Genomic DNA, 20,900 nt, shown 5'->3' with positions numbered 1-20,900 from the left:
TGTAGCGTTTTTTAGGGATAAAAACTAGTCAGTAATTGGTTGTTTTATAACTAAATCAAATAATTTGTGAACTCCATAGCCGTGGAGCCATTTTTGTTATTTATTAAATTGATATAATTTATATTTATTGTTTTCTGCTGGCACATTTACTTGGCCAAATTCAGCGGCTATGGTGTCGGCATACGGCAAGTTTCGGTTAGCGACAATTTGCCAGACGCCGCCTTTGGCAAGGCTTGATGCACTTGATTTAACAAAGTCTTTGGCAATTTGGGTGGTTGCGGCTAAGCCATCATGAAATGGTGGGTTAGCAATGATGCCATTAAATTGACCGCTAATTTGGTTAAAGCCATCAGAGGGATACACTTTTGCTTGCATACCATTTGCGGCAAGGGTGAGTTCACAGGCTTTTAAAGCCATGGCATTAATATCAATACACTCAACGGATAAACTTGGGTTTGCTTTTAGTAAGGCCGCGCTAATAACCCCAGCACCACAGCCAAAGTCCAATACGCGTTTTTCTAATGTCGGCAAATGCGATAGCAATAATTCTGTACCTTGATCGAGACGCTTTTCGCTAAACACGCCCACAAGATTACAAATGGTGATCTCCCCTTGAGGGGTTGATAATGAGTATTGGCTGACCCAATTATTAAGGTCAAATACAGGTGCTTGGGCGATTAACTCACTGACAAATAATAAACAATGGCGGGCATTATCGCGCTTACTTGGGGTTGAGAAATACTCAGGTAGTAACTTTGCTAACGATTTAACCCCACCTTTATTTTCTCCTACGACAATTAGGTGTCCGCCCTGCTTTAAATGCTTGGCGGCGAGGTTAAATAAATAAGGCGCTAGGGGCTTAGCTTTTGGGAAATAGATAATAGCGACATCAAAGCGTTTTTCTGCATCGGTAGTTGGCAGCTGATGACCAAAGTGACTGCTTAAGCCTTTTTGTTGTTTTTGCGGCAATAATAAATAATGGTTAAAGTCTAATGCTAAGCTCGTCACAGATGCAGCGCTGTTAAGCAACTCAGCCGCCAAGGTATCAGCTTCATGATTTAGAATTAAAACATCTTGGTTTTCAATGAATTCAGCATTTCTTAAAATGACTTGAGAAGCGTTAGTAAGCACGAGATTAACCTTTGAAAAAATAATCTGTCGATTATAGCAAATACCGGCAATAAAAAGGGTGACAAAATTGTCACCCTTTAAGCTTTCTTCATCAGTAATTAATTACTGATAATAACAGTTTGGCTTTGGGGTAATAAACTCATCATCTTAGTGGCAATATCAGTGTTGTTTTGATGGCCACTGAACAGTCTTTCTCCTGGACCTGCGGCAAAAACCTGCACGTCTAATCCAGTGTGACCCAGTGTGGTCCAGCCGGTATTAGTGCGGGCATCAATGATTGTTAATATAGTGGCAGTAAGCTGCTTTTCACCCTGCATACGGGCGTTACTTAATTGAGTCAATTCTTCTTGGCTGGCGTCAAAGCCAATCAGTTGATTAAACTTAGTTTGCCAGTCATCAGTAGCAATTAACTGCTGAGCAATATTCGTTGGTGAGGCATTGATGGCGTGAATGAGTTGTGGCTGCCACTCATACTCTCCATTAGTACCAATAGAAAGTCCGCCGGTGTTGTGATCGGCGGTAACCACCATCAAGGTGTCTTTACGTTGACGAACAAATTGCTCAACCACTTCAATGGCATTGGCAAATTCATCCATTTCGCCCATCACTGAGGCGATATCATTATCATGTCCAGCCCAATCTATCAGGCTGCCTTCAACCAGTAACACAAAGCCTTGGTCGTTTTGAGCTAATAGCTCTAAGGCCTTTTTCGTTAAGCTGCTAAGTTTATGGCCTTGCTTATCATCAATGACCCATGGCAGTTGCACTGGGGCAAATAAACCCAGTACTTTTGGCTCAGTGATACTATCAAGTTGCTCAAACTCGGTAATGTGTTGATAGCCTTTGTCTTTAAATTGCAGCAACAGTTCAGCTGAAAAATACTGTTGGCCGCCGCCTAAAATGACATCAGCATCGGTGTTTAAATATGATTGTGCGATGGCTTTATAGTTTTTGCGGTGCTCATTGTGCGTTAAAAACGCCGCAGGAGTAGCGTGGTTCACCTGACTTGATACCGCGACACCCGTGGATAAGCCTGCCGCTTTGGCAAGTTCCATAATGGTGGTCAGTGGGCGTTTATTTTCATCGACTGAAATCGCGCCATTATAGGTTTTAAATCCTGTGGCTAACGCGGTTGCCGAGGCGGCAGAGTCAGTCACATAACCGCTACTGCGAGCAGGGTAGGTACTTGCCATGCCCACTAACAGCCGATCGAATACGGTTTGCTCGATTTCTTGGGTATTGGGGTTGTCTTTAAAGTAGCGGTAGGCGCTGGTGTAAGCTGGGCCCATGCCATCTCCCACCATGATGACCATGTTTTTAGGTTTAGCTGCTGTAGTTGAAGCTTTGTTAGTGCTTTTTAGTGCTGTAATTGGCGCGACGATTACGGGGTCATCAATTACAACCTGTTCAATTGCTGCTTTTTCCGAAATGGCTTCGGAAGTAACAGCAGCTTCAGCTTGAGTTTGGCTAGCAGTATCAGTATTAATGGCGGCTTCAGCGATAAGTTCATTGGCAACAGTGGTATTAGAAAACCACAGGGTTAAGCTAAGCAGTAAGCCTAGCGTACGTCTTAAATGCATGTGTAGTCCCAAATGTGTTCGACAATATCAGCAGCAATGATCTCCACTGCTGCTATCCTTTTGATTTATGCTTTTTTATTGATACGCGCTTCAATTGAGTCCATCAACATCCCAGTAATATCCACATCAAATGCGGCTTCAATTTCTTTGATACAAGTTGGGCTGGTGACGTTAATTTCAGTTAGCTTGTCGCCAATCACGTCAAGACCAACAAAGATAAGCCCACGCTTTTTAAGCTCAGGTCCGATAGTGTTAGCAATATGCCAATCAGATTCCGATAACGGCTGCGCCACACCACGGCCGCCAGCGGCTAAATTGCCACGGGTTTCGCCTTTTTGTGGAATGCGTGCCAGTGAGAAGGGCACTGGCTGGCCATCGACCACTAAAATGCGCTTATCACCAGAAGTAATATCTGGAATAAAGGCTTGTGCCATGGCGTATTGCTGACCTTCATTGGTTAAGGTTTCAATAATAACGCCTAAGTTAGGATCATCTTTCTTAACGCGGAAAATTGAACTGCCACCCATACCATCAAGTGGTTTTAAAATGATATCGCCTTTGGCTTTATGGAAAGCGCGGATGCGTTGCTCATCTCTGGTGACTATGGTTTCTGGGGTGAATTCTGAGAACCACGCAGTAAACAGCTTTTCATTGGCATCACGTAAACTTTGTGGCTTATTAACGATCAGTGTACCTTGCTCTTCAGCGCGCTCAAGCATATAAGTTGCATAGATAAACTCAGTATCAAATGGTGGGTCTTTACGCATTAAGATGACATCAAGGTCAGCCAGTGGCGTATCAATACTGTCGCCTAATTCAAACCATTTTTCAGAATTTGCTGCAACAGTCAATGAACGCATGGTGGCAGTAGCCTCGCCATTAACCATAGCAAGATCATTCATTTCCATATAAAACAACTGATAACCGCGAGCTTGCGCTGCCATTAACATGGCGAAACTAGAATCTTTTTTAATGTTAATCTCACTAATTGGATCCATTACTATGCCGAGCTTAATCATACTTTTATCCTTATATTCTCAATGCATGCATCATTGATTAACCAATATCACCAAACCTAAGTTGCAAGGCGGTGATAGCCGTTAGCGAAGCGGTTTCTGTTCGTAATACTCTTGGACCGAGCAATACATCGGTAAATTGTTGGGTTTCTGTCATGGCGATCTCTTCTTCTGATAAACCGCCTTCAGGACCAATTAGCAAACGAACTTTATGGCTATCTTTACTCTCATCCAATGACAGACCATTAATACCATGTGCCGCTCTTGGGTGTAGGTTCAACTTTAGCGCATCGGTTTGCTCAGCGCACCACTGACTTAAGGTCATGGCTGGGCGCACAACAGGGACCACACTTCGCCCTGATTGCTCGCAAGCACTAATGACAATTTTTTGCCATTGAGCGATTTTTTTATCGAGCCGTTCGCCATTAAGTTTGACTCCACAGCGATCTGAAAATAGCGGGGTTATGGTGCTGACACCCAATTCAACAGACTTTTGAATAGTAAAGTCCATGCGGTCACCACGAGAAATAACCTGGCCTAAATGTAAATCTAACGGTGACTCTGAATCATTTGCCGTTTTTGTAATGATTTCCACAGTGACATTCTTTTTATTGGCGCTGATGATATTGGCTAAATAGTCATAACCATCACCGCTGAATAAACTGATTTGCTCACCTTGTGTCATACGCAGCACTCGGCCAATGTGGGCTGCACCGTCTTCATCAAGCTTTACTTGTTGGTTGAGCGCTAGCTCATTGACGGGCTGATAAATTCTTGGAACTCGCATAAATAACAATCCTTAATCAATGAGGCTGAGGGTTTGGCATTGTTTTAAGACAATTTTATTATGGTTACCCTGTTTTTCTGCAATTAAACGATCCCGCAGGCATTCTGTTTCGTTGACAGGGTAATAGCTGTTCCAAACTTCAAACAAGCGTTGTTGGCTAGATGAAATCGACAACCCATAAGTGTCTTGCATGTAAAAATAGGTTCTGGCAATAGCGCCGCGGCTTTGCTCAGGTGGTTGCACCTTTCGGCCCTTAAAGTCGACTACCATATCACATTGGCCATATAGGGTAGACTTTGCATTCCACTGACTAAAACGGTAATTGCTTCTGTCGCCGTTGACTTCACCCACGGTTGGAGTGAGGTTGTGTAAGTCGGCTTCCATTTTCTTAAATTCTGGGCTAACTCTGCCGCAATTTTTTCTGCCACCATCTTGCCAGCATTGTTCCTGATGGCCAAACTCCCAAGCAGAAACTACATGTTCCCATTCAATTCTGTTAGCTCTAGGGATTTGTTTCCTAACCTGATAACCACAGCTTTCTAAATCGGGTTTCCACTGCTTACCGACCACCTTAATGTCGCAGCCACAATAAAAACTGCTCATGGGGAGCGAGCTACTATAAATCTGCTGAGCAATTTTTTTAGCACTTCGAAAACTTTTCGGGTGTTCAGCTGCGTGTAAATTTGATGACGTTAAAATGATAGCGGTGAAAAGCACTAACAGCCACAGAGGCTGTAAAATATGTTTTAAATACTGTTGCACAAAAGACCCTGATTTTTATATACGGCACAGGCGTTATACGGGTGGTATAGCCTGATATTTGCGAAGGATGGTAAGGGATTGAAACTGGGGATGCAATCAATTGTGTTATTTCAATGCTAACAATGGCAAATATCACTATAAGTGAATGATAAATATTAGGATAAAGTAAAATTATTTACGGCTATGTTTTGGCTGTTAGTACCTGTGAACAGCGGATACAACGGTATTGAGTTTGATTGCGAGTGACTTTGTTGTGGCGGCGAATACTGAGCATGACCGGGCCGCACTGACAATGATACTGAAACTGTTTACCTGCAACGGATTTAGTGTCCAATTGATGGGTGGTGTCTGCAGGTATTTGATAAATGCCGTTCATTAACTGTTGCCACTCTTTACCGTGGGGCTTCACTTTGCCAAACAGTTGAAAGCACAATAAATGACTAACTTCATGGGGCACCACTTGGGTTACAAATGCATCGACATTCTCTTCTAGTAACACTGGGTTAAAGCGCAGTTTATTCAATTGTAGATGCGCAGTGCCAGCGCTTTTGCCTCTTAAGCTAAATAGAATGCTCGGACGGGGAAATTTTCGCTGCAGTTGCTGCTCGGCCAATTGATAGTCGGATTCTATTTTCAATAATACTTGCTGTTGGGCTTCGGTTTTCGGTAATGGAATACGAGCCTCTGAAGCAAGATGTTTAGTACAGGTATTTGCTATGGGGGTTGATGTTCGGCGTGCGAAAATAGATTTGAACATAATAAGCTAATCGTAAAGAGTTGTAAGTTGCTGTAGGCGAAATCGCCTGCTGATAAGGCTATAATAGCATTATCAGCAGGGCATAAAACTAATGCTAAAGCGAACCCGCAGCAAGTTTTACCATTTCGCGGATTTGCTGCACCATTTTCCATTCCATTTCTGCATCAAAACCTGCGACTCTGGGAGTATGAATATGGCCAACCGGTAAAGTACGGTTAAATTGTTGCTTTAATAAAATGCTGCGATATGAAATCTCATTAGATAAATAACCGCCGCCAGAGCCTTCTACCGATTGCTCGTTAGCCAGTTCGTAAATGGACTTAGCATCAAATTGACCTCTGCTAATGCTGGTCACTTGATGATTGTCATTGATGCTCCAGTCACCTTGGGCTTGCTTCATGGCAGAGACAGGCAGTGAAAACTCCACAAACTCGGGACCGTTTAAGTTACCGCCATTAAAAAGTGGAGCCATTGGGGTGGTTTTATTTGCACCAGTATAAACGTTCAAATTGTCAGGTGCTGCTGCGCTGCGACCTCTTGCGGGGAAGCGCTCTAAATCAAAATTATCACGCCCCATACTGACAGTAAAAATCATATCAACACTATTATCACGATACATAGGCGTTAATAGTGATTCGATCATGCCGTTATCAAAGTCGGCAAAACGCACCGGGATCATCACCGTTTCGATTTGAGCTTGTTTGCCATTAACATTAAAAGTGACGCCATCTAAAGCCAAGGCTGTTAATCCTGATGGGTTACTTTGATCAATATGCTTATCTAAAAAGAATGGGTCAAAACCTGTGACGAGAATTTTAATTTGGCTTTCGGGTAAAAACTGAATGTCGCTTAAGCCTCTTGAAGACTTCTCAAACGCTTTAATCAAGATGTCACGCTGCCAAGGGACAATATTATAACCCGCATGGGCGGTTTTTAAGGTCTCTCGCATAGCAAGGCGACTCCAATATAGGCCGCGATCATCGTGTTTGCCTGACTGAACATCGGCTACCGCTTGCTGCCATAGTTGGGTGCCTTGGGCTGCGACCATTTGGGTAATGACTAGCTCATCAGTTGAGTTAACCAGCTTGTTACCTAAGCTGCTATTAAAGTGTTCATATTGATTAACCACGGCAGGCATTGAGCTCAGCGCTATGGGTAAACGTAACTCTTCAACGTCTCGTTGTATGCTGAAGCCTTGGGCAACAGTAGGGGCTGAAGTTAGCAATAAGGCAGTAAAAGCTGCCAAAGCAGTACGGTTAAATAAGGGGGCAAACAAGGGCTTGAACATGACTATTCCTTTAGGATGTTTTATTTTTATGAGTTTAATTTAACACGGCTTTAGCACTAATTCATTATTGATTGTAATGACTCTTGGCTACCATATCGTTTCGCGAAAAAATCTAAAAAGGCGCTAATATTACTGGCTAATTGCCGTCTACTTGAATACACCCCGTACACTTTGAAGGGTTCCATAGGCCACTCTTGCAGTAATGGCACTAAACTGCCTGCTGCCAGTTCTTGCTTACAGCTATTATTGGATAGCATGGCGATACCAAAATCATCTTGAGCGAGGCGTTTGACCATACTGGCACTATTGACCCTGACCTTGCGTTTAAAGGTGGCCATGGTTTTGCGATTGCCTTTACCTACCGGCCAAATAGGCGCCGACATGCTGGTGCCTAATAATATGCCACTGTGCTGGGCCAGCTCTTGAGGGGTTGCTGGTGTGCCTGATTTTTTGAGATATCCAGGGCTTGCAACTAATATAGGTTGGCGTTCAAACAATAACCGCGCCACTAAGTCAGAAGATTCTAATGGGCCATATTTTATGGCAATATCATAACCTTCGCCGACTAAGCCAACATTACTGTCGGTGAATTGAACGTCGAGCTCGATGTTGGGATAAAGGCGCATGAAGCTACTGCAAAGGGTGGCAATGACGTCTTGAGAGAATGACACCGGAATGGCAATCCGCAATGAACCGGAGATATCGCTATGGGTATTTTCGATAATGGCTTTGGCGGCTTCAATTTCTTGGCGGATAGAATCACAATGTTGATAAAACAAAGCACCAATTTGAGTCAGACTTAAATTACGGGTATCACGTTGCAGCAAGCGTACACCAAGTTGCTCTTCTAGCTGAGCGACTTTACGACTTATGGTTGATTTTGGCTGGCCAATATCTCTGGCCGCCTGGGAGAAACCTTTTGCTCTAACTACTGCTGCAAACAGCATCATACCGTTTAAATCAGGCACCTTAGCCTCACTGTCTCAAAAATGGAACAAAGCGTCCCCAATAGTTTAATGGTAATTGTACAGGGAACAAAGTTATATTTACCGACTAAAAATTTTAGAGGCTATATAAGCAGAGGATCTAAGGATGACTAGCAAAAAGCAGCCCGTACACAAGACATCGGCACAATCGGCTGACCCGCTCTTTCTTAAAGCGGAGCATTTAGCTAAAGATTTTTCATTATTTCCAGCTCACAGTAAGCAAACTTTAGCTGAAGAAATCAAAGGATTGTTATCTGAAGATGCGATCCAAGCAAATTTAAAAGAACTGTCGACCTTAGATGTCGATAGTTATGTGGCTAAAGTTATTCAACCGACTTTAGATAAAAACCGCCCAAGTGCAAAACGTGTTATCGCTGATCTAAAAGGTAAGTTGATCACTGAGTTTCACTTAGGTTCTTTTTACAGTGCTGAAATTGAATTAAATTTCGGTTCACGTACTCGCCGCATTGGTTTTATCGCCCAAGAAAGAACCTCGGCAAACGGTGCGTGGATGCCTGAGCATCATTTAGCTGCATGTAAAGCGATCCGTCACTTTGCTGAGTTATCAATGCCAATCGTTTACTTAATTGATACTCCTGGCGCCGATGCGGGGGAAGTGGCTAACAGCCAAAACCAAGCCCATACCATTTCAAAAGCCATTGCAGAAAGTGCCAATGTTGACGTCCCAACTGTCGGTATCGTGATCGGCGCAGGTTACTCTGGTGGCGCGATTCCATTAGCGGCGGCAAACATCTTATTGTCATTACGTGACGGTATTTTTAACACTATTCAACCGCAAGGCTTACAAAGCATTGCCCGCAAGTACAACTTGTCATGGCAAGAATGTGCTAAGTCTGTGGGGGTATCACCAGAAGAGTTGCTTTCTGCTGGTTGTATTGACGGTATAGTTGATTTTTCTCCTTATGATAAAGACGAGCGTCAGCATAACCTGCGCCGCGCGATTATCAGTGGTATTGAAGCGGTAGAAAATGCAGCCATCACTTTTGTACGTGAATCTGACGATTTACGAGAGCATTATGATCGTAGTTTAGCGCGCTATTTAGACCCCTCTAAAAACCTTTCAGCCTTAGAAAATAACCAAGGCTTAGCTGTGGCGAACAGTCCAACCATGCACCACAATGTGTTTGGTAGTGCCTATCGTTATTTGCGTTATCTCACTGTGCGCAGTCGTATTCATTCAATTTCGGTTGAACAGTATGGCCGTTTGTCGAAAGTGAGTGTACCTGAAGGTGATTTACTGGCGCGTATTCAGCAAGAGCAAGACAGTGTATTTCAATCTTGGTTAGCGACGCCTGATAAATTAGTTTACGACGAAGAGTTGAATAAGCTTTGGGGCACTTTTGATGCCAAACGTAGCGAGATTTCAGCTGAACGTAACGTGATCACTCGTTTCATCTTAGGTGAGCCGAAAGAGAACTATAAGAAAGCCCGTAAGGCATTGCTCTTTAACATCGGCTGGTCTTTGTATCATCGCTGGAAAGGTAACTCAGCTAACAACTTCAAAGGCTTAATTAAGCACCTTGAATCATTGCCATCATCTACTACTCAAGCGCCTTGGCCTGAGCTGAATCAACTGACTGTACTTGATATTGTGGTCAATGATGAGTTGCGTGAAGACTTCATTTGGCAATGTCATAACGTATTAATCTTTAATGCACTATATGACAATGTGGTGGTTAACTTAGCGTCGATTTCCAAAGAAGCGATGATGTCTAAGAGCTTGTCACGTGAATCAGTTGATAAGTTATTGCATAACGCCATCGATACTGCGTTATCAAATAATGATGAAGCCAACGATAAGAGCAAGTTCTATAAATGGCTTAAATTCTTCATGGCGCAATCTAACCGTGCAGAACTGTTAACCCGTGTAGAACAATGGAAAAGTGTCGGTTTCCCACAATTAAACGACAGTTTATTTGTAATCTTAACCTACTTCTTTGAGCGTTTATTGCCAGAGTATTTTGACAGTGAAGAAGACCAGTCTAAGTACACAGGTGCCATCAACCCAGTGCGCATTGGACGTCGTAAAGATTTCTGGAACCGCCTCACCATGGGCTACCAAGATCTACTGATCCAAAAAGTCCTTCGTGATGAAAAACGCCAAGGGAAAATGGGTTGGGAAAATATTATTGGTAAGTTCTTCACTGAGTTTGAAGAGCTTAATGGCGATAAGATGTCTGCCAACTTGCTTAACTTCCCTGGGTTCCGTTTATCCATTGAAGATGCTTTAGACAAAGGTATTCGCCCTTGTGGTTTAATTACCGGTTTAGCTGACTTTGATAATGACGGCCAAAAACTGCGTGTCGGTGTTGCGGTATCAAACATTGCCTTCCAAGCAGGTGCTTTTGATATGGCAAGTGCTGAGAAATTCAGTGCACTACTGATTGAATGTGCCAAACGTAAGTTACCGGTTGTTTGTTTTATCAGTTCTGGCGGTATGCAAACGAAAGAAGGTGCAGCTGCACTATTCTCAATGGCTGTAGTGAATGACCGTATTACGCGCTTTGTTCGTGATAATGAATTACCAGTACTGATGTTTGGTTTTGGTGATTGTACTGGTGGCGCACAGGCAAGCTTTGTGACCCATCCGTTAGTGCAAACTTATTATCTATCAGGTACTAACATGCCATTTGCTGGTCAAATGGTGGTGCCTGCATACTTGCCATCAACAGCAACGCTATCTAACTACTTGTCTAAAGTACCGGGTGCGATGACAGGCTTAGTGCATAACCCATTCACTGATACTTTAGATAGCCAATTATCAAGTATTGATCCGTTAATGCCACTGCCAACATTGCATGCTCAAGAGATCATTGCTAAAGCTGTATCAACCTTAGTGCCTGAAGTTAAAGCCATTGAAGAGAAGATTGTTCAAGACGATCCTCGTGCGTTAATGAAGCCGATTGATAAAGTGCTTATCCATGCACGTGGTTGTACTGCGGTTAAGTTGATCCGTAAAGCCCATGACAACAAAATTAATGTTGTTTTGGTGGCATCAGATCCTGATATGACCTCAGTGCCTGCAGACATGCTTAAAGTGAACGATAAGCTGGTTTGTATTGGTGGTAACACCTCTGATGAGAGTTACTTAAATGCCTACTCTGTCCTGAAAGTGGCAGATTACGAAAACGTTGATGCGCTTCACCCTGGTATTGGCTTCTTGTCAGAAAGCCCGCAATTTGCTGCTTTATGTGTTAACAATGGCGTAAACTTTGTTGGCCCAAGCGTGCATTCGATGACGACTATGGGTAACAAATCAAACGCGATTAAAACCTCACAAGGCCAAAACGTGCCTGTTGTGCCGGGTAGCCACGGTATTTTGACCAACGCCGAGCAAGCGGTAAACGTAGCGCTTGAAATTGGTTACCCTGTATTGCTTAAAGCGGTACAAGGTGGTGGTGGTAAAGGCATCCAAGTGGTAACTAAAGCTGAGGACATGATTGGTTTGTTCCAAAAGACTTCAACTGAAGCGGCTGCAGCATTTGGTAACGGTGACCTTTACCTTGAGAAATACGTCACCTCATTGCGTCATATCGAAGTGCAGTTACTGCGTGATAAGTTTGGTAACACCAAAGTGTTGGGTATTCGTGACTGTTCAGTGCAACGTAATAACCAAAAAGTGATTGAAGAATCGGGTTCAACCATGTTGCCTGAAGAGCTTAAGCAACGGGTACTTGAATACACTCGTGCATTAGGTGACGCCACTGATTACATGGGTGCGGGTACGGTTGAGTTTATCTACAACCTTGATGCTAACGAAGTGTACTTCATGGAAATGAATACCCGTCTGCAAGTTGAGCATCCAGTGACTGAAGCAACCTCAGGAATCGATATTGTTAGTGCCCAGTTTGATATTGCTGCGGGTCGCTCAATTGAAGATCTAGAGCCAGTTGAACAAGGTTACGCCATGGAAGTGCGTATTACTGCTGAAAAAGCAGCCCTTGATAGTGATGGTGTGCTGCAGTTGTTGCCAAACCCTGGCAAGATCAGTGAGTGCTTCATGCCTGAAAGAGACGATGTTGAAATCATCTCAATTGCTGAAACGGGTAAAGAAGTATCGCCATATTACGACAGCTTAATCGCGCAAATTATTATTCGCGGTGAGTCTCGTGAAGATGTGATCACTAAGATGTCTGCTTACTTAGATGAAGCTTACATCAAAGGTATTGCCACTAACATTCCATTATTGAAGCTTATCCTTAAGGATGCGACCTTCAATCAAGGTGTTTACGATACTAACTATCTACCACGCTTGATGGCTGAGTTAGATGTACCTGCCTTGATTGCTGAAATGGAAGCGGCGGCCGAAACTGTTGGTTTAGATACCGAGTCTTTACGGGTTGCTGAAAGTAACGAGCTTAAAGTGTTAGCCCAAGGCGCTGGTATTTTCTATACCTCACCAGCACCGGGTGAGCCTGACTTTGTTAAAGAAGGTGACATAGTCACAGTAGAGCAAACATTAGCGCTAACTGAAGCGATGAAGATGTTCTCTCAAGTAAGCTTAGCCGGCTTTAACCGTCAAAATGCAGTGCTGTACCCTGAAGATAAAAAGTATCGCATTGAGCGCATTCTAAACGGTAATGGTCAGCAAGTTTCTCAAGGTGACTTACTGTTTGTGATTTTGCCCCTTGATGGCGAATAAGCTTAACGCTTGATTGCTTGATGACACAAAAATCCCTAAAGCTTTTTTAGGGATTTTTTTATGTCCGACAGCGAATTAAATACTTTTGCATCAGTCGACGAAGAACAACTTAAATTCACCTAAATGAAGGCTATTAAGTCAATATTAACCTTGTTGTAGTAACCTAAGGTCAATTTAAACAGCTTAGAAGTAAAAAAACACTATTGTTCGAAAAATAAACGATAAGTTTTATTTCTCTGTTTTATATAAGAAATGTGTATTTTTATCGAATTTATTTACGTAAAATGCGATAAAAATTGCAAGTCCTATTTGCGCTATTGCAGGTTCCAACTTACAATATGCGCCTTAAATAACCTGATGTGCGGTGTGTCTAAGTTTTTACACGCTCCGTCTACCTCTTAACTAATCATTAAAGTTGAATCATGACCGAATTATCCAAATACAGAAACATTGGTATCTTCGCTCACGTTGACGCGGGTAAAACCACGACCACCGAGCGTATCCTAAAGCTAACCGGTAAGATCCATAAGATCGGTGAAGTTCATGATGGTGAATCTACTACTGACTTCATGGAACAGGAAGCTGAGCGCGGTATTACTATTCAGTCAGCAGCAGTAAGCTGTTTCTGGAATGACCACCGTTTTAACGTTATTGACACTCCTGGTCACGTTGACTTCACTGTTGAAGTTTATCGTTCACTAAAAGTGCTTGATGGCGGTGTTGGTGTATTCTGTGGATCTGGTGGTGTTGAGCCTCAGTCAGAAACTAACTGGCGTTATGCTAACGAATCAGAAGTTGCTCGTATCATCTTCGTAAACAAATTAGACCGTATGGGTGCTGATTTCTTACGTGTTGTTAAGCAAACTAAAGATGTTCTAGCTGCTAACCCACTAGTTATGGTTCTTCCTATTGGTATCGAAGATGAGTTTAGTGGTGTTGTTGACCTACTAACTCGTAAAGCTTGGGTATGGGACGAAACTGGCGAAGCTGAGAACTACAAAATCGAAGACGTTCCAGCTGACATGGTAGACATGGTAGAAGAATACCGTGAAATGCTAATCGAAACTGCTGTAGAGCAAGACGATGACCTAATGGAAGCTTACATGGAAGGCGAAGAGCCATCTATGGAAGAAATCAAGCGTTGTATCCGTCAGGGTACCCGTGATATGTCATTCTTCCCTACATACTGTGGTTCTGCGTTCAAGAACAAAGGTATGCAGCTTCTTCTTGATGCTGTTGTTGACTACCTACCTAACCCAGTTGAAGTTGACCCACAACCTCTTACTGATGAAGAAGGTAACGAAACTGGCGAACACGCTTTAGTTTCAGTTGACGAGCCATTCAAAGCGTTAGCATTCAAAATCATGGATGACCGTTTTGGTGCACTAACCTTCGTACGTATCTACTCTGGTAAGATCAACAAAGGTGACACCATCCTTAACTCGTTTACAGGTAAAACTGAGCGTGTTGGTCGTATGGTTGAAATGCAAGCTGATGAGCGTAACGAATTAGATTCAGCGCAAGCTGGTGACATTATCGCTATCGTTGGTATGAAGAATGTTCAAACTGGTCACACTTTATGTGATGTTAAACATCCTTGTACTCTTGAAGCAATGGTATTCCCAGAGCCAGTTATCTCTATCGCTGTAGCGCCAAAAGATAAAGGCGGCAGTGAGAAAATGGGTATCGCTATCGGTAAAATGATTGCAGAAGATCCATCTTTCCGCGTAGAAACTGACGAAGACTCAGGCGAAACCATCCTTAAAGGTATGGGTGAGCTTCACTTAGACATTAAAGTAGACATCCTTAAGCGTACTTACGGTGTTGACTTAATCGTTGGTGAACCTCAAGTTGCTTACCGTGAAACTATCACTAAGGTTACAGAAGATAGCTACACGCATAAGAAACAGTCTGGTGGTTCTGGTCAGTTTGGTAAAATTGACTATGTTATCCGTCCTGGCGAGCAAAATACTGGCTTTACTTTCAAGTCTTCAGTTGTTGGTGGTAACGTTCCTAAGGAATTCTGGCCTGCAGTTGAGAAGGGCTTTGCTAGCATGATGAATACCGGTACTGTTGCTGGTTTCCCTGTGTTAGACGTTGAACTAGAACTTACAGATGGTGCTTTCCACGCAGTTGATTCGTCAGCTATCGCGTTCGAAATCGCTGCTAAAGGCGCATTCCGTCAATCTATGCCTAAAGCTGGCGCACAACTTCTTGAGCCTATCATGAACGTTGACGTATTCAGCCCAGATGACAACGTTGGTGATGTTATTGGTGACCTTAACCGTCGTCGTGGCATGATTAAAGACCAAATGGCTGGTGTTACTGGCGTTCGTATTAAAGCTGACGTACCGTTATCAGAAATGTTCGGTTACATCGGTTCACTACGTACTATGACATCAGGTCGTGGCCAATTCTCTATGGAATTCGCTCACTACAACCCATGTCCTAACAGTGTTGCTGAAAAAGTAATTGCTGACGTTAAAGAACGTGAAGCTGCTGCTAAGAAGTAATTCTAGCGTTTAAGCTTTAATAAAAACCGCTGCAAGCTAATGCTTACAGCGGTTTTTTTATGCTTTAAATTTGAGGATAAAAAATAAAAATTATTAATAAATATAAAACTAATAGCGCTAGCGCTTGGTTAAATAAGCAGCTAACTTTACTCCTAGGATAACGAATTAAGTATTTAATCGTGTTTAAAAGGAGCTTATATGAAACCGCTTTATCTGCTTGCCGCGGCTTTTTCTGTCGCGGTGTGTTTTAATAGTGTCGCCGCTACTCAATCTAAACCTGCTACTGAACATACTCAAAAAGCCAATGCCGCAGTGCTAAAGGCGCTTCCCTTTAACGACAAGCAAGATTTTGACAATGCTAAACGGGGTTTTATTGCTAAGCCTGATGTGGTGACCATTAAAGATGCCAATGGCAATGTGGTATGGGATTTAGAGCAATACAAAACTTATATTAGTGATGACAAAGCCTCCCCAGATACGGTCAACCCCAGTTTATGGCGTAATAGCCAATTGGTACTTCATCATGGTTTATTTGAAGTGACTGATAATATTTACCAAGTACGTGGATTTGACTTAAGTAACATCACTTTCATTAAAGGCGACAAGGGCTGGATTGTATTTGACCCATTAATCTCCCCTGAAACAGCTAAAGCCTCATTAGACTTAATTAATAAGCATATTGGAGAGCGTCCAGTGGTGGCGATTGTTTATAGTCATAGCCATATTGACCATTATGGCGGTGCAACCGGCTTAGCCACAGCTGAAGATGTCGCCAGCGGTAAAGTGCAGGTGATAGCGCCGGAGCATTTCACTGAGCATGCGGTGTCAGAAAATGTCATTGCCGGTAATGCCATGGGTCGCCGTGCGGTATTTATGTACGGCGCATTACTGCCTAGAAATGCCCAGGGCGGTGTAAATGGCGGTCTAGGTATGACAGTATCGACCGGGCTTGCGGGTTTATTAGTGCCTAATAAGGAAATCAAACAGACGGGGACTAAATTAACTATTGATGGTGTTGAAATGGAGTTTCAGTTAACCCCCGGCACTGAAGCACCAGCTGAGATGAACACTTGGTTTCCACAATATAAAGCCTTGTGGATGGCGGAAAACACGACTAATACCATGCATAACATCTTAACCCTTCGTGGGGCGCAAGTGCGAGATGCGCTGATTTGGGCCAGTTTCCTTGACGAGACTATTAGCCTGTGGGGCCAAGAAGCAAAAGTTAAGTTCCAAAGTCATCATTGGCCTTTATGGGGCAGTGACAACATTATTCCTTATTTCAAAAAGCAGCGTGATATCTACAAATTCACCCATGACCAATCAGTAAGACTGATGAACCAAGGTTACACAGGCGAAGAGATTTCTGAAATGATCACACTGCCACCTGAATTAGAGCAGAACTGGGCTACCAGAGGCTATTACGGTACGCTGAAACATAATAGCCGCGCAGTGTACCAACGTTATATGGGCTGGTATAACGGTAATCCATCTAACCTTGATAATCTGCCGCCAGAAGTGGTTGCTAAAAAGTATATGCAGTACATGGGTGGCGAAGCTGAAGTGGTTAAAAAAGCCAAAAACTCTTTCGCTGATGGTGAATATCGCTGGGTTGCTGAGGTGATGAAACATGCTGTTTTTGCTAACCCTCAATCTACTGAGGCTAAAGAGTTATTGGCCGATGCCTTTGAGCAATTAGGTTATCAAGCTGAGTCAGGGCCTTGGCGTTCAGTATATTTACAAGGTGCTTATGAGCTGCGAAATGGTATTCCGTCGGCAGGGGGAACTCAAACCGCAACACCTGATACTATTCGCGCGATGACACCTGAATTGCTGTTTGATTATTTAGCGGTAAGATTGGATTCTGCCAAAGCGGCGGGTAAACAGTTTGATATCAATATTGATTTCACTGATCTTAAAAAGGGTTACAGCTTAACAGTTGAGAATGCGGTATTACACCACAGCTCAAATCAAGTTGAAGACCCGGATGTCGGCTTAGTTATGAGCATGGAAACCATGAATAGCATCCAGCTAAAAGAGATAACCTTTGATGAGGCCATTAAAAAAGGCGATGTAAAAATTAGTGGCGATGAAAGCTTATTCACTGCGTTTTTAGGCATGCTTGATGAATATAACTTCTGGTTTAATATTGTGACGCCGTAAAGGCTTTAGACTTTGAGCCTTAGCTAATGTTGTCATGTTAGCGACAAACTAAAATGCCACTGAGATCCAGTGGCATTTTTATTTTACATCGATATCAAGCTGGATGTAGAAGCTTAGTTTGTGTGGTAATTCTCAACTAATGCTTCTTTATTATCTGCTTGTGCAACATGGCACTGAACACAAAAATAATATTTATCGTCAAATTTTCCATCGGCTTTTACGTGTGACTTGTCGATTGGCGTGGCTTTCATGCGCGCTGCCTTTTCAGTACTGTGACACGTTAAACAACCATTCTTTTTCATAGTGATAGGATAACTATCTCTATGGGGGATCATAGGTGGTTGATGCACAAATGTTCTTTCAATCGCAGTTCCGCGGCTTGGGTAAGTCGCTTTTGCATCTGCAGGAATGGTGTCAGTAATCTGTACATCACCAGCTAGTGATTTTACATTTACTGGTGCAGCAGTTTCTGCTGCTTGTTGACCTGAGCATGCGCTAAGACTGAGCACTATCGCAGCAAGGCTAAGTAATTTCTTCATGGTTTACACTCCTTCATATCCATTATTTTTTGATTAAATGGATAGAGATAAATAGTGATTCAGTGATGCTAAATTTGTTTTCAGCATCACTGTAAGTCAAATTAGGCTTTAACAATCTTCACTGGACACTTCTTGAAATCTGTTTCTTTCGATAACGGATCAGTAGCATCAAGTAATAATTTGTTGACCAGCTGTCTAGCATCAAAGAATGGCATAAACACCACGCCGACAGGTGGCTTGTTACGGCCTTTAGTTTCAACACGCGTTTTCACTTCACCACGTGGAGAAATCACTTTCACTTCATCACCATTTTTCAGGCCACGACTACTCGCGTCTTTAGGGTGCATGAATACCTGTGCATCAGGGTAAGACTTATGCAGCTCTGGTACACGAGCTGTCATACTAGCTGTATGCCAATGCTCAAGTACGCGACCTGTAGACATCCATAGGTCAAACTCTTCATTTGGCTCTTCAGCAGCGGGCTCAAATGGCAGTGCAAAAATAACCGCGCGTCCATCAGGCTTACCGTAGAAGTTATAACCTTCACCAGCTTTAACGTATGGATCGCTTCCTTCAACGAAACGACGAACCGTTTCGGTACCATTGACTACAGGCCAGCGTTTACCGCGGTTTTCATGATAGTTGTCAAATGCATCTAAATCATGACCGTGTCCACGACCAAATTGAGCATACTCTTCAAATAACCCTTTTTGCAGGTAGAAGCCGAATGCATCGTTTTCATCGTTGTAGTCACCTTTACACTCTGATGACGGGAATTTATCAACGACACCGTTAGCAAATAAGATGTCATATAAGGTTTTTTCTGCATACTCAGGCTTTTTAGCAATTAACTCTGCAGGCCAAACTTCAGAAACTTTGAAGCGCTTAGAGAACTCAACAAGCTGCCATAAGTCAGACTTAGCGCCTTCAGGGGCTTTAACTTGTTGATGCCACATATGAGTACGGCGCTCAGCGTTACCGTAAGCACCTTCTTTTTCTACCCACATCGCAGTAGGAAGAATCAAGTCAGCAGCTGTTGCTGTCACTGTTGGGTATGGGTCTGATACCACAATGAAGTTTTCTGGGTTGCGGAAACCTGGGTAAATTTCATCGTTAATGTTTGGACCTGCTTGCATGTTATTGGTGCACATAGTCCAGTAACAGTTTAGTTTGCCATCTTTCAGCATACGGCTTTGAAGTACAGCATGGTAGCCAGGTTTTGGCGGAATCGTGCCTTCAGGTAGCTGCCATAACTTTTCAGTGATTGCGCGATGTTTAGGGTTTGCTACAACCATGTCTGCAGGCAAACGATGCGAGAAAGTACCCACTTCACGTGCTGTACCACAAGCTGAAGGTTGACCTGTTAATGAGAACGGGCTGTTACCTGGCGTGGCAATTTTACCTGTTAACAAGTGAATGTTATAAAGCATGTTGTTTGCCCACACACCACGAGTATGTTGGTTAATACCCATAGTCCATAAGCTCATGATCTTGATGTTAGGATCAGCATACGCTTTTGCCATTTCGATAAGGTTTTCAACTGGTACGCCACTCATTTCAGATGCGTATTCAGCAGTATAAGTACTGACAAATTTTGCGTATTCTTCAAAAGAGATAGGCTTAGATTTGCCGTTACCTGGGTTTTTCGCTTTCTGCTCTAGAGGATGCTCAGGGCGAAGACCGTAACCGATATCAGTCACACCTTCTGCGAAGTTAGTATGCTTGCTGACGAAGTCTTTATTAACCGCATCGTTTTGGATGATATAATTGGCAATGAAGTTCAAGATAACTAAGTCAGATTGCGGCTTAAATACCATAGGGTTGTCGGCAAGTTCGAAGCTGCGGTTTTCAAATGTCGATAACACATGGACTTTACTGCCTTCATGGCTTAAACGACGGTCAGTTAAGCGTGACCATAGAATAGGGTGCATTTCTGCCATATTGGCGCCCCAAAGCACGAAGTGATCTGCAGCTTCGAAGTCATCATAGCTACCCATTGGCTCATCAATACCAAAGGTACGCATGAATCCACCTACCGCAGATGCCATACAGTGACGGGCATTAGGATCGATGTTGTTGGTAAGGAAGCCCGCTTTGTGTAATTTAGATGCCGCGTAGCCTTCCCAGATAGTCCATTGGCCCGAGCCAAACATACCTACCGATGTAGGGCCTTTTTTGGCAATACTGGCTTTCCACTTGTCAGCCATGGTATCAAGGGCAACATCCCAGCTTACTGGGGTAAATTCACCTTCTTTGTCATACTTGCCATCTTTCATTCTTAATAATGGCGACGTAAGGCGGTCTTTGCCGTACATAATTTTAGAGAGGAAGTAGCCCTTAACACAGTTAAGACCTTTGTTGACTGGGCTTTCTGGGTCGCCCTGAGTCGCAACAACTTTGCCACCTTTGGTACCCACTAAAACACTACAACCCACACCACAGAAACGACAAGGGGCTTTGTCCCATTTTATTTCTGCAGACTGCTCTTCTGCTTGAACCATTTTTATTGGTAAAGCAAGTCCAACTGCCGAAGCGGCTGCGGTAGCTGCATTGGCTTTTAGAAACTCGCGACGGCTTATGCTCATGGTGTTTCCTCACTCTTAAATGTATGTAGACAGTATTTTTAAAACTATCTTTGTTTTTATTTACCAAGGTTTTTATTAACAAAAAACTTAACTATCATTGAGTCTAAACCGCGCATTTTTCATGGGTATA

At 43.1% G+C, this 20,900-nt stretch carries 13 protein-coding genes; 3 read left to right on the top strand and 10 right to left on the bottom strand.

Annotated features, from left to right (window positions below; genetic code table 11):
- Window positions 1–96: 96 nt before the first annotated feature.
- The 8 genes from AB4160_RS08390 to AB4160_RS08355 all read right to left on the bottom strand — a co-directional run bounded on the left by AB4160_RS08390 (window position 97) and on the right by AB4160_RS08355 (window position 8,289).
- Window positions 97–1,131 (bottom strand): methyltransferase, encoded by a 1,035-nt coding sequence (locus tag AB4160_RS08390; protein WP_102436724.1) that lies wholly within the window; start codon window positions 1,129–1,131, stop codon window positions 97–99.
- Between the two features lie 98 nt (window positions 1,132–1,229).
- The gene (locus AB4160_RS08385) at window positions 1,230–2,711 is read right to left on the bottom strand and encodes an alkaline phosphatase (protein WP_241901135.1); all 1,482 of its coding nucleotides are present in this window, start codon (window positions 2,709–2,711) and stop codon (window positions 1,230–1,232) included.
- A gap of 65 nt (window positions 2,712–2,776) precedes the next feature.
- Entirely contained in the window at window positions 2,777–3,730 is a 954-nt protein-coding gene (gshB, locus tag AB4160_RS08380; protein WP_102436726.1) for a glutathione synthase, read from the bottom strand.
- Window positions 3,731–3,767: 37 nt separating this feature from the next.
- A complete protein-coding gene (gene rsmE / locus AB4160_RS08375) occupies window positions 3,768–4,514 on the bottom strand; it encodes a 16S rRNA (uracil(1498)-N(3))-methyltransferase (protein ID WP_102475341.1) in 747 nt (248 codons plus the stop codon).
- 12 nt (window positions 4,515–4,526) lie between these two features.
- Window positions 4,527–5,243: an endonuclease gene (locus AB4160_RS08370; RefSeq protein WP_198589380.1), complete on the bottom strand. Its 717-nt coding sequence runs from the start codon at window positions 5,241–5,243 to the stop codon at window positions 4,527–4,529.
- A gap of 214 nt (window positions 5,244–5,457) precedes the next feature.
- Window positions 5,458–6,033 carry a SprT family zinc-dependent metalloprotease gene (locus AB4160_RS08365; protein ID WP_102436731.1) on the bottom strand — a complete coding sequence of 192 codons (576 nt, stop codon included), beginning with the start codon at window positions 6,031–6,033 and terminating at the stop codon, window positions 5,458–5,460.
- A 94-nt stretch (window positions 6,034–6,127) separates the two neighbouring features.
- Window positions 6,128–7,321 carry a hypothetical protein gene (locus AB4160_RS08360; RefSeq protein WP_372004196.1) on the bottom strand — a complete coding sequence of 398 codons (1,194 nt, stop codon included), beginning with the start codon at window positions 7,319–7,321 and terminating at the stop codon, window positions 6,128–6,130.
- A 56-nt stretch (window positions 7,322–7,377) separates the two neighbouring features.
- Window positions 7,378–8,289, bottom strand: a complete 912-nt coding sequence (locus tag AB4160_RS08355; protein ID WP_102436735.1) for a LysR family transcriptional regulator — start codon at window positions 8,287–8,289, stop codon at window positions 7,378–7,380.
- 124 nt (window positions 8,290–8,413) lie between these two features.
- Here AB4160_RS08355 and AB4160_RS08350 point away from each other — a divergent pair, with 124 nt between their 5' ends.
- The 3 genes from AB4160_RS08350 to AB4160_RS08340 all read left to right on the top strand — a co-directional run bounded on the left by AB4160_RS08350 (window position 8,414) and on the right by AB4160_RS08340 (window position 17,646).
- A complete protein-coding gene (locus tag AB4160_RS08350; protein WP_372004194.1) occupies window positions 8,414–12,970 on the top strand; it encodes a biotin carboxylase N-terminal domain-containing protein in 4,557 nt (1,518 codons plus the stop codon).
- A gap of 422 nt (window positions 12,971–13,392) precedes the next feature.
- Complete coding sequence (fusA, locus tag AB4160_RS08345; RefSeq protein WP_102436739.1) at window positions 13,393–15,483, top strand: elongation factor G; 2,091 nt, start codon at window positions 13,393–13,395, stop codon at window positions 15,481–15,483.
- Between the two features lie 198 nt (window positions 15,484–15,681).
- Window positions 15,682–17,646 (top strand): alkyl/aryl-sulfatase, encoded by a 1,965-nt coding sequence (locus tag AB4160_RS08340; protein WP_102475339.1) that lies wholly within the window; start codon window positions 15,682–15,684, stop codon window positions 17,644–17,646.
- A 113-nt stretch (window positions 17,647–17,759) separates the two neighbouring features.
- Here the strand turns inward: AB4160_RS08340 and AB4160_RS08335 are convergent, their stop codons facing one another.
- Complete coding sequence (locus AB4160_RS08335; RefSeq protein WP_102436743.1) at window positions 17,760–18,185, bottom strand: nitrate reductase cytochrome c-type subunit; 426 nt, start codon at window positions 18,183–18,185, stop codon at window positions 17,760–17,762.
- A gap of 101 nt (window positions 18,186–18,286) precedes the next feature.
- The gene (gene napA, locus AB4160_RS08330) at window positions 18,287–20,770 is read right to left on the bottom strand and encodes a nitrate reductase catalytic subunit NapA (RefSeq protein ID WP_102436745.1); all 2,484 of its coding nucleotides are present in this window, start codon (window positions 20,768–20,770) and stop codon (window positions 18,287–18,289) included.
- Between the last annotated feature and the right edge of the window lie 130 nt (window positions 20,771–20,900).

This window comes from Shewanella sp. 10N.286.51.B8, from assembly GCF_041469325.1.
In the GTDB taxonomy this organism is placed as follows: Bacteria; Pseudomonadota; Gammaproteobacteria; order Enterobacterales; family Shewanellaceae; genus Shewanella.
Note: the sequence above shows the minus strand (reverse complement) of the source record. Positions and strands in the feature narration are given on the sequence as shown.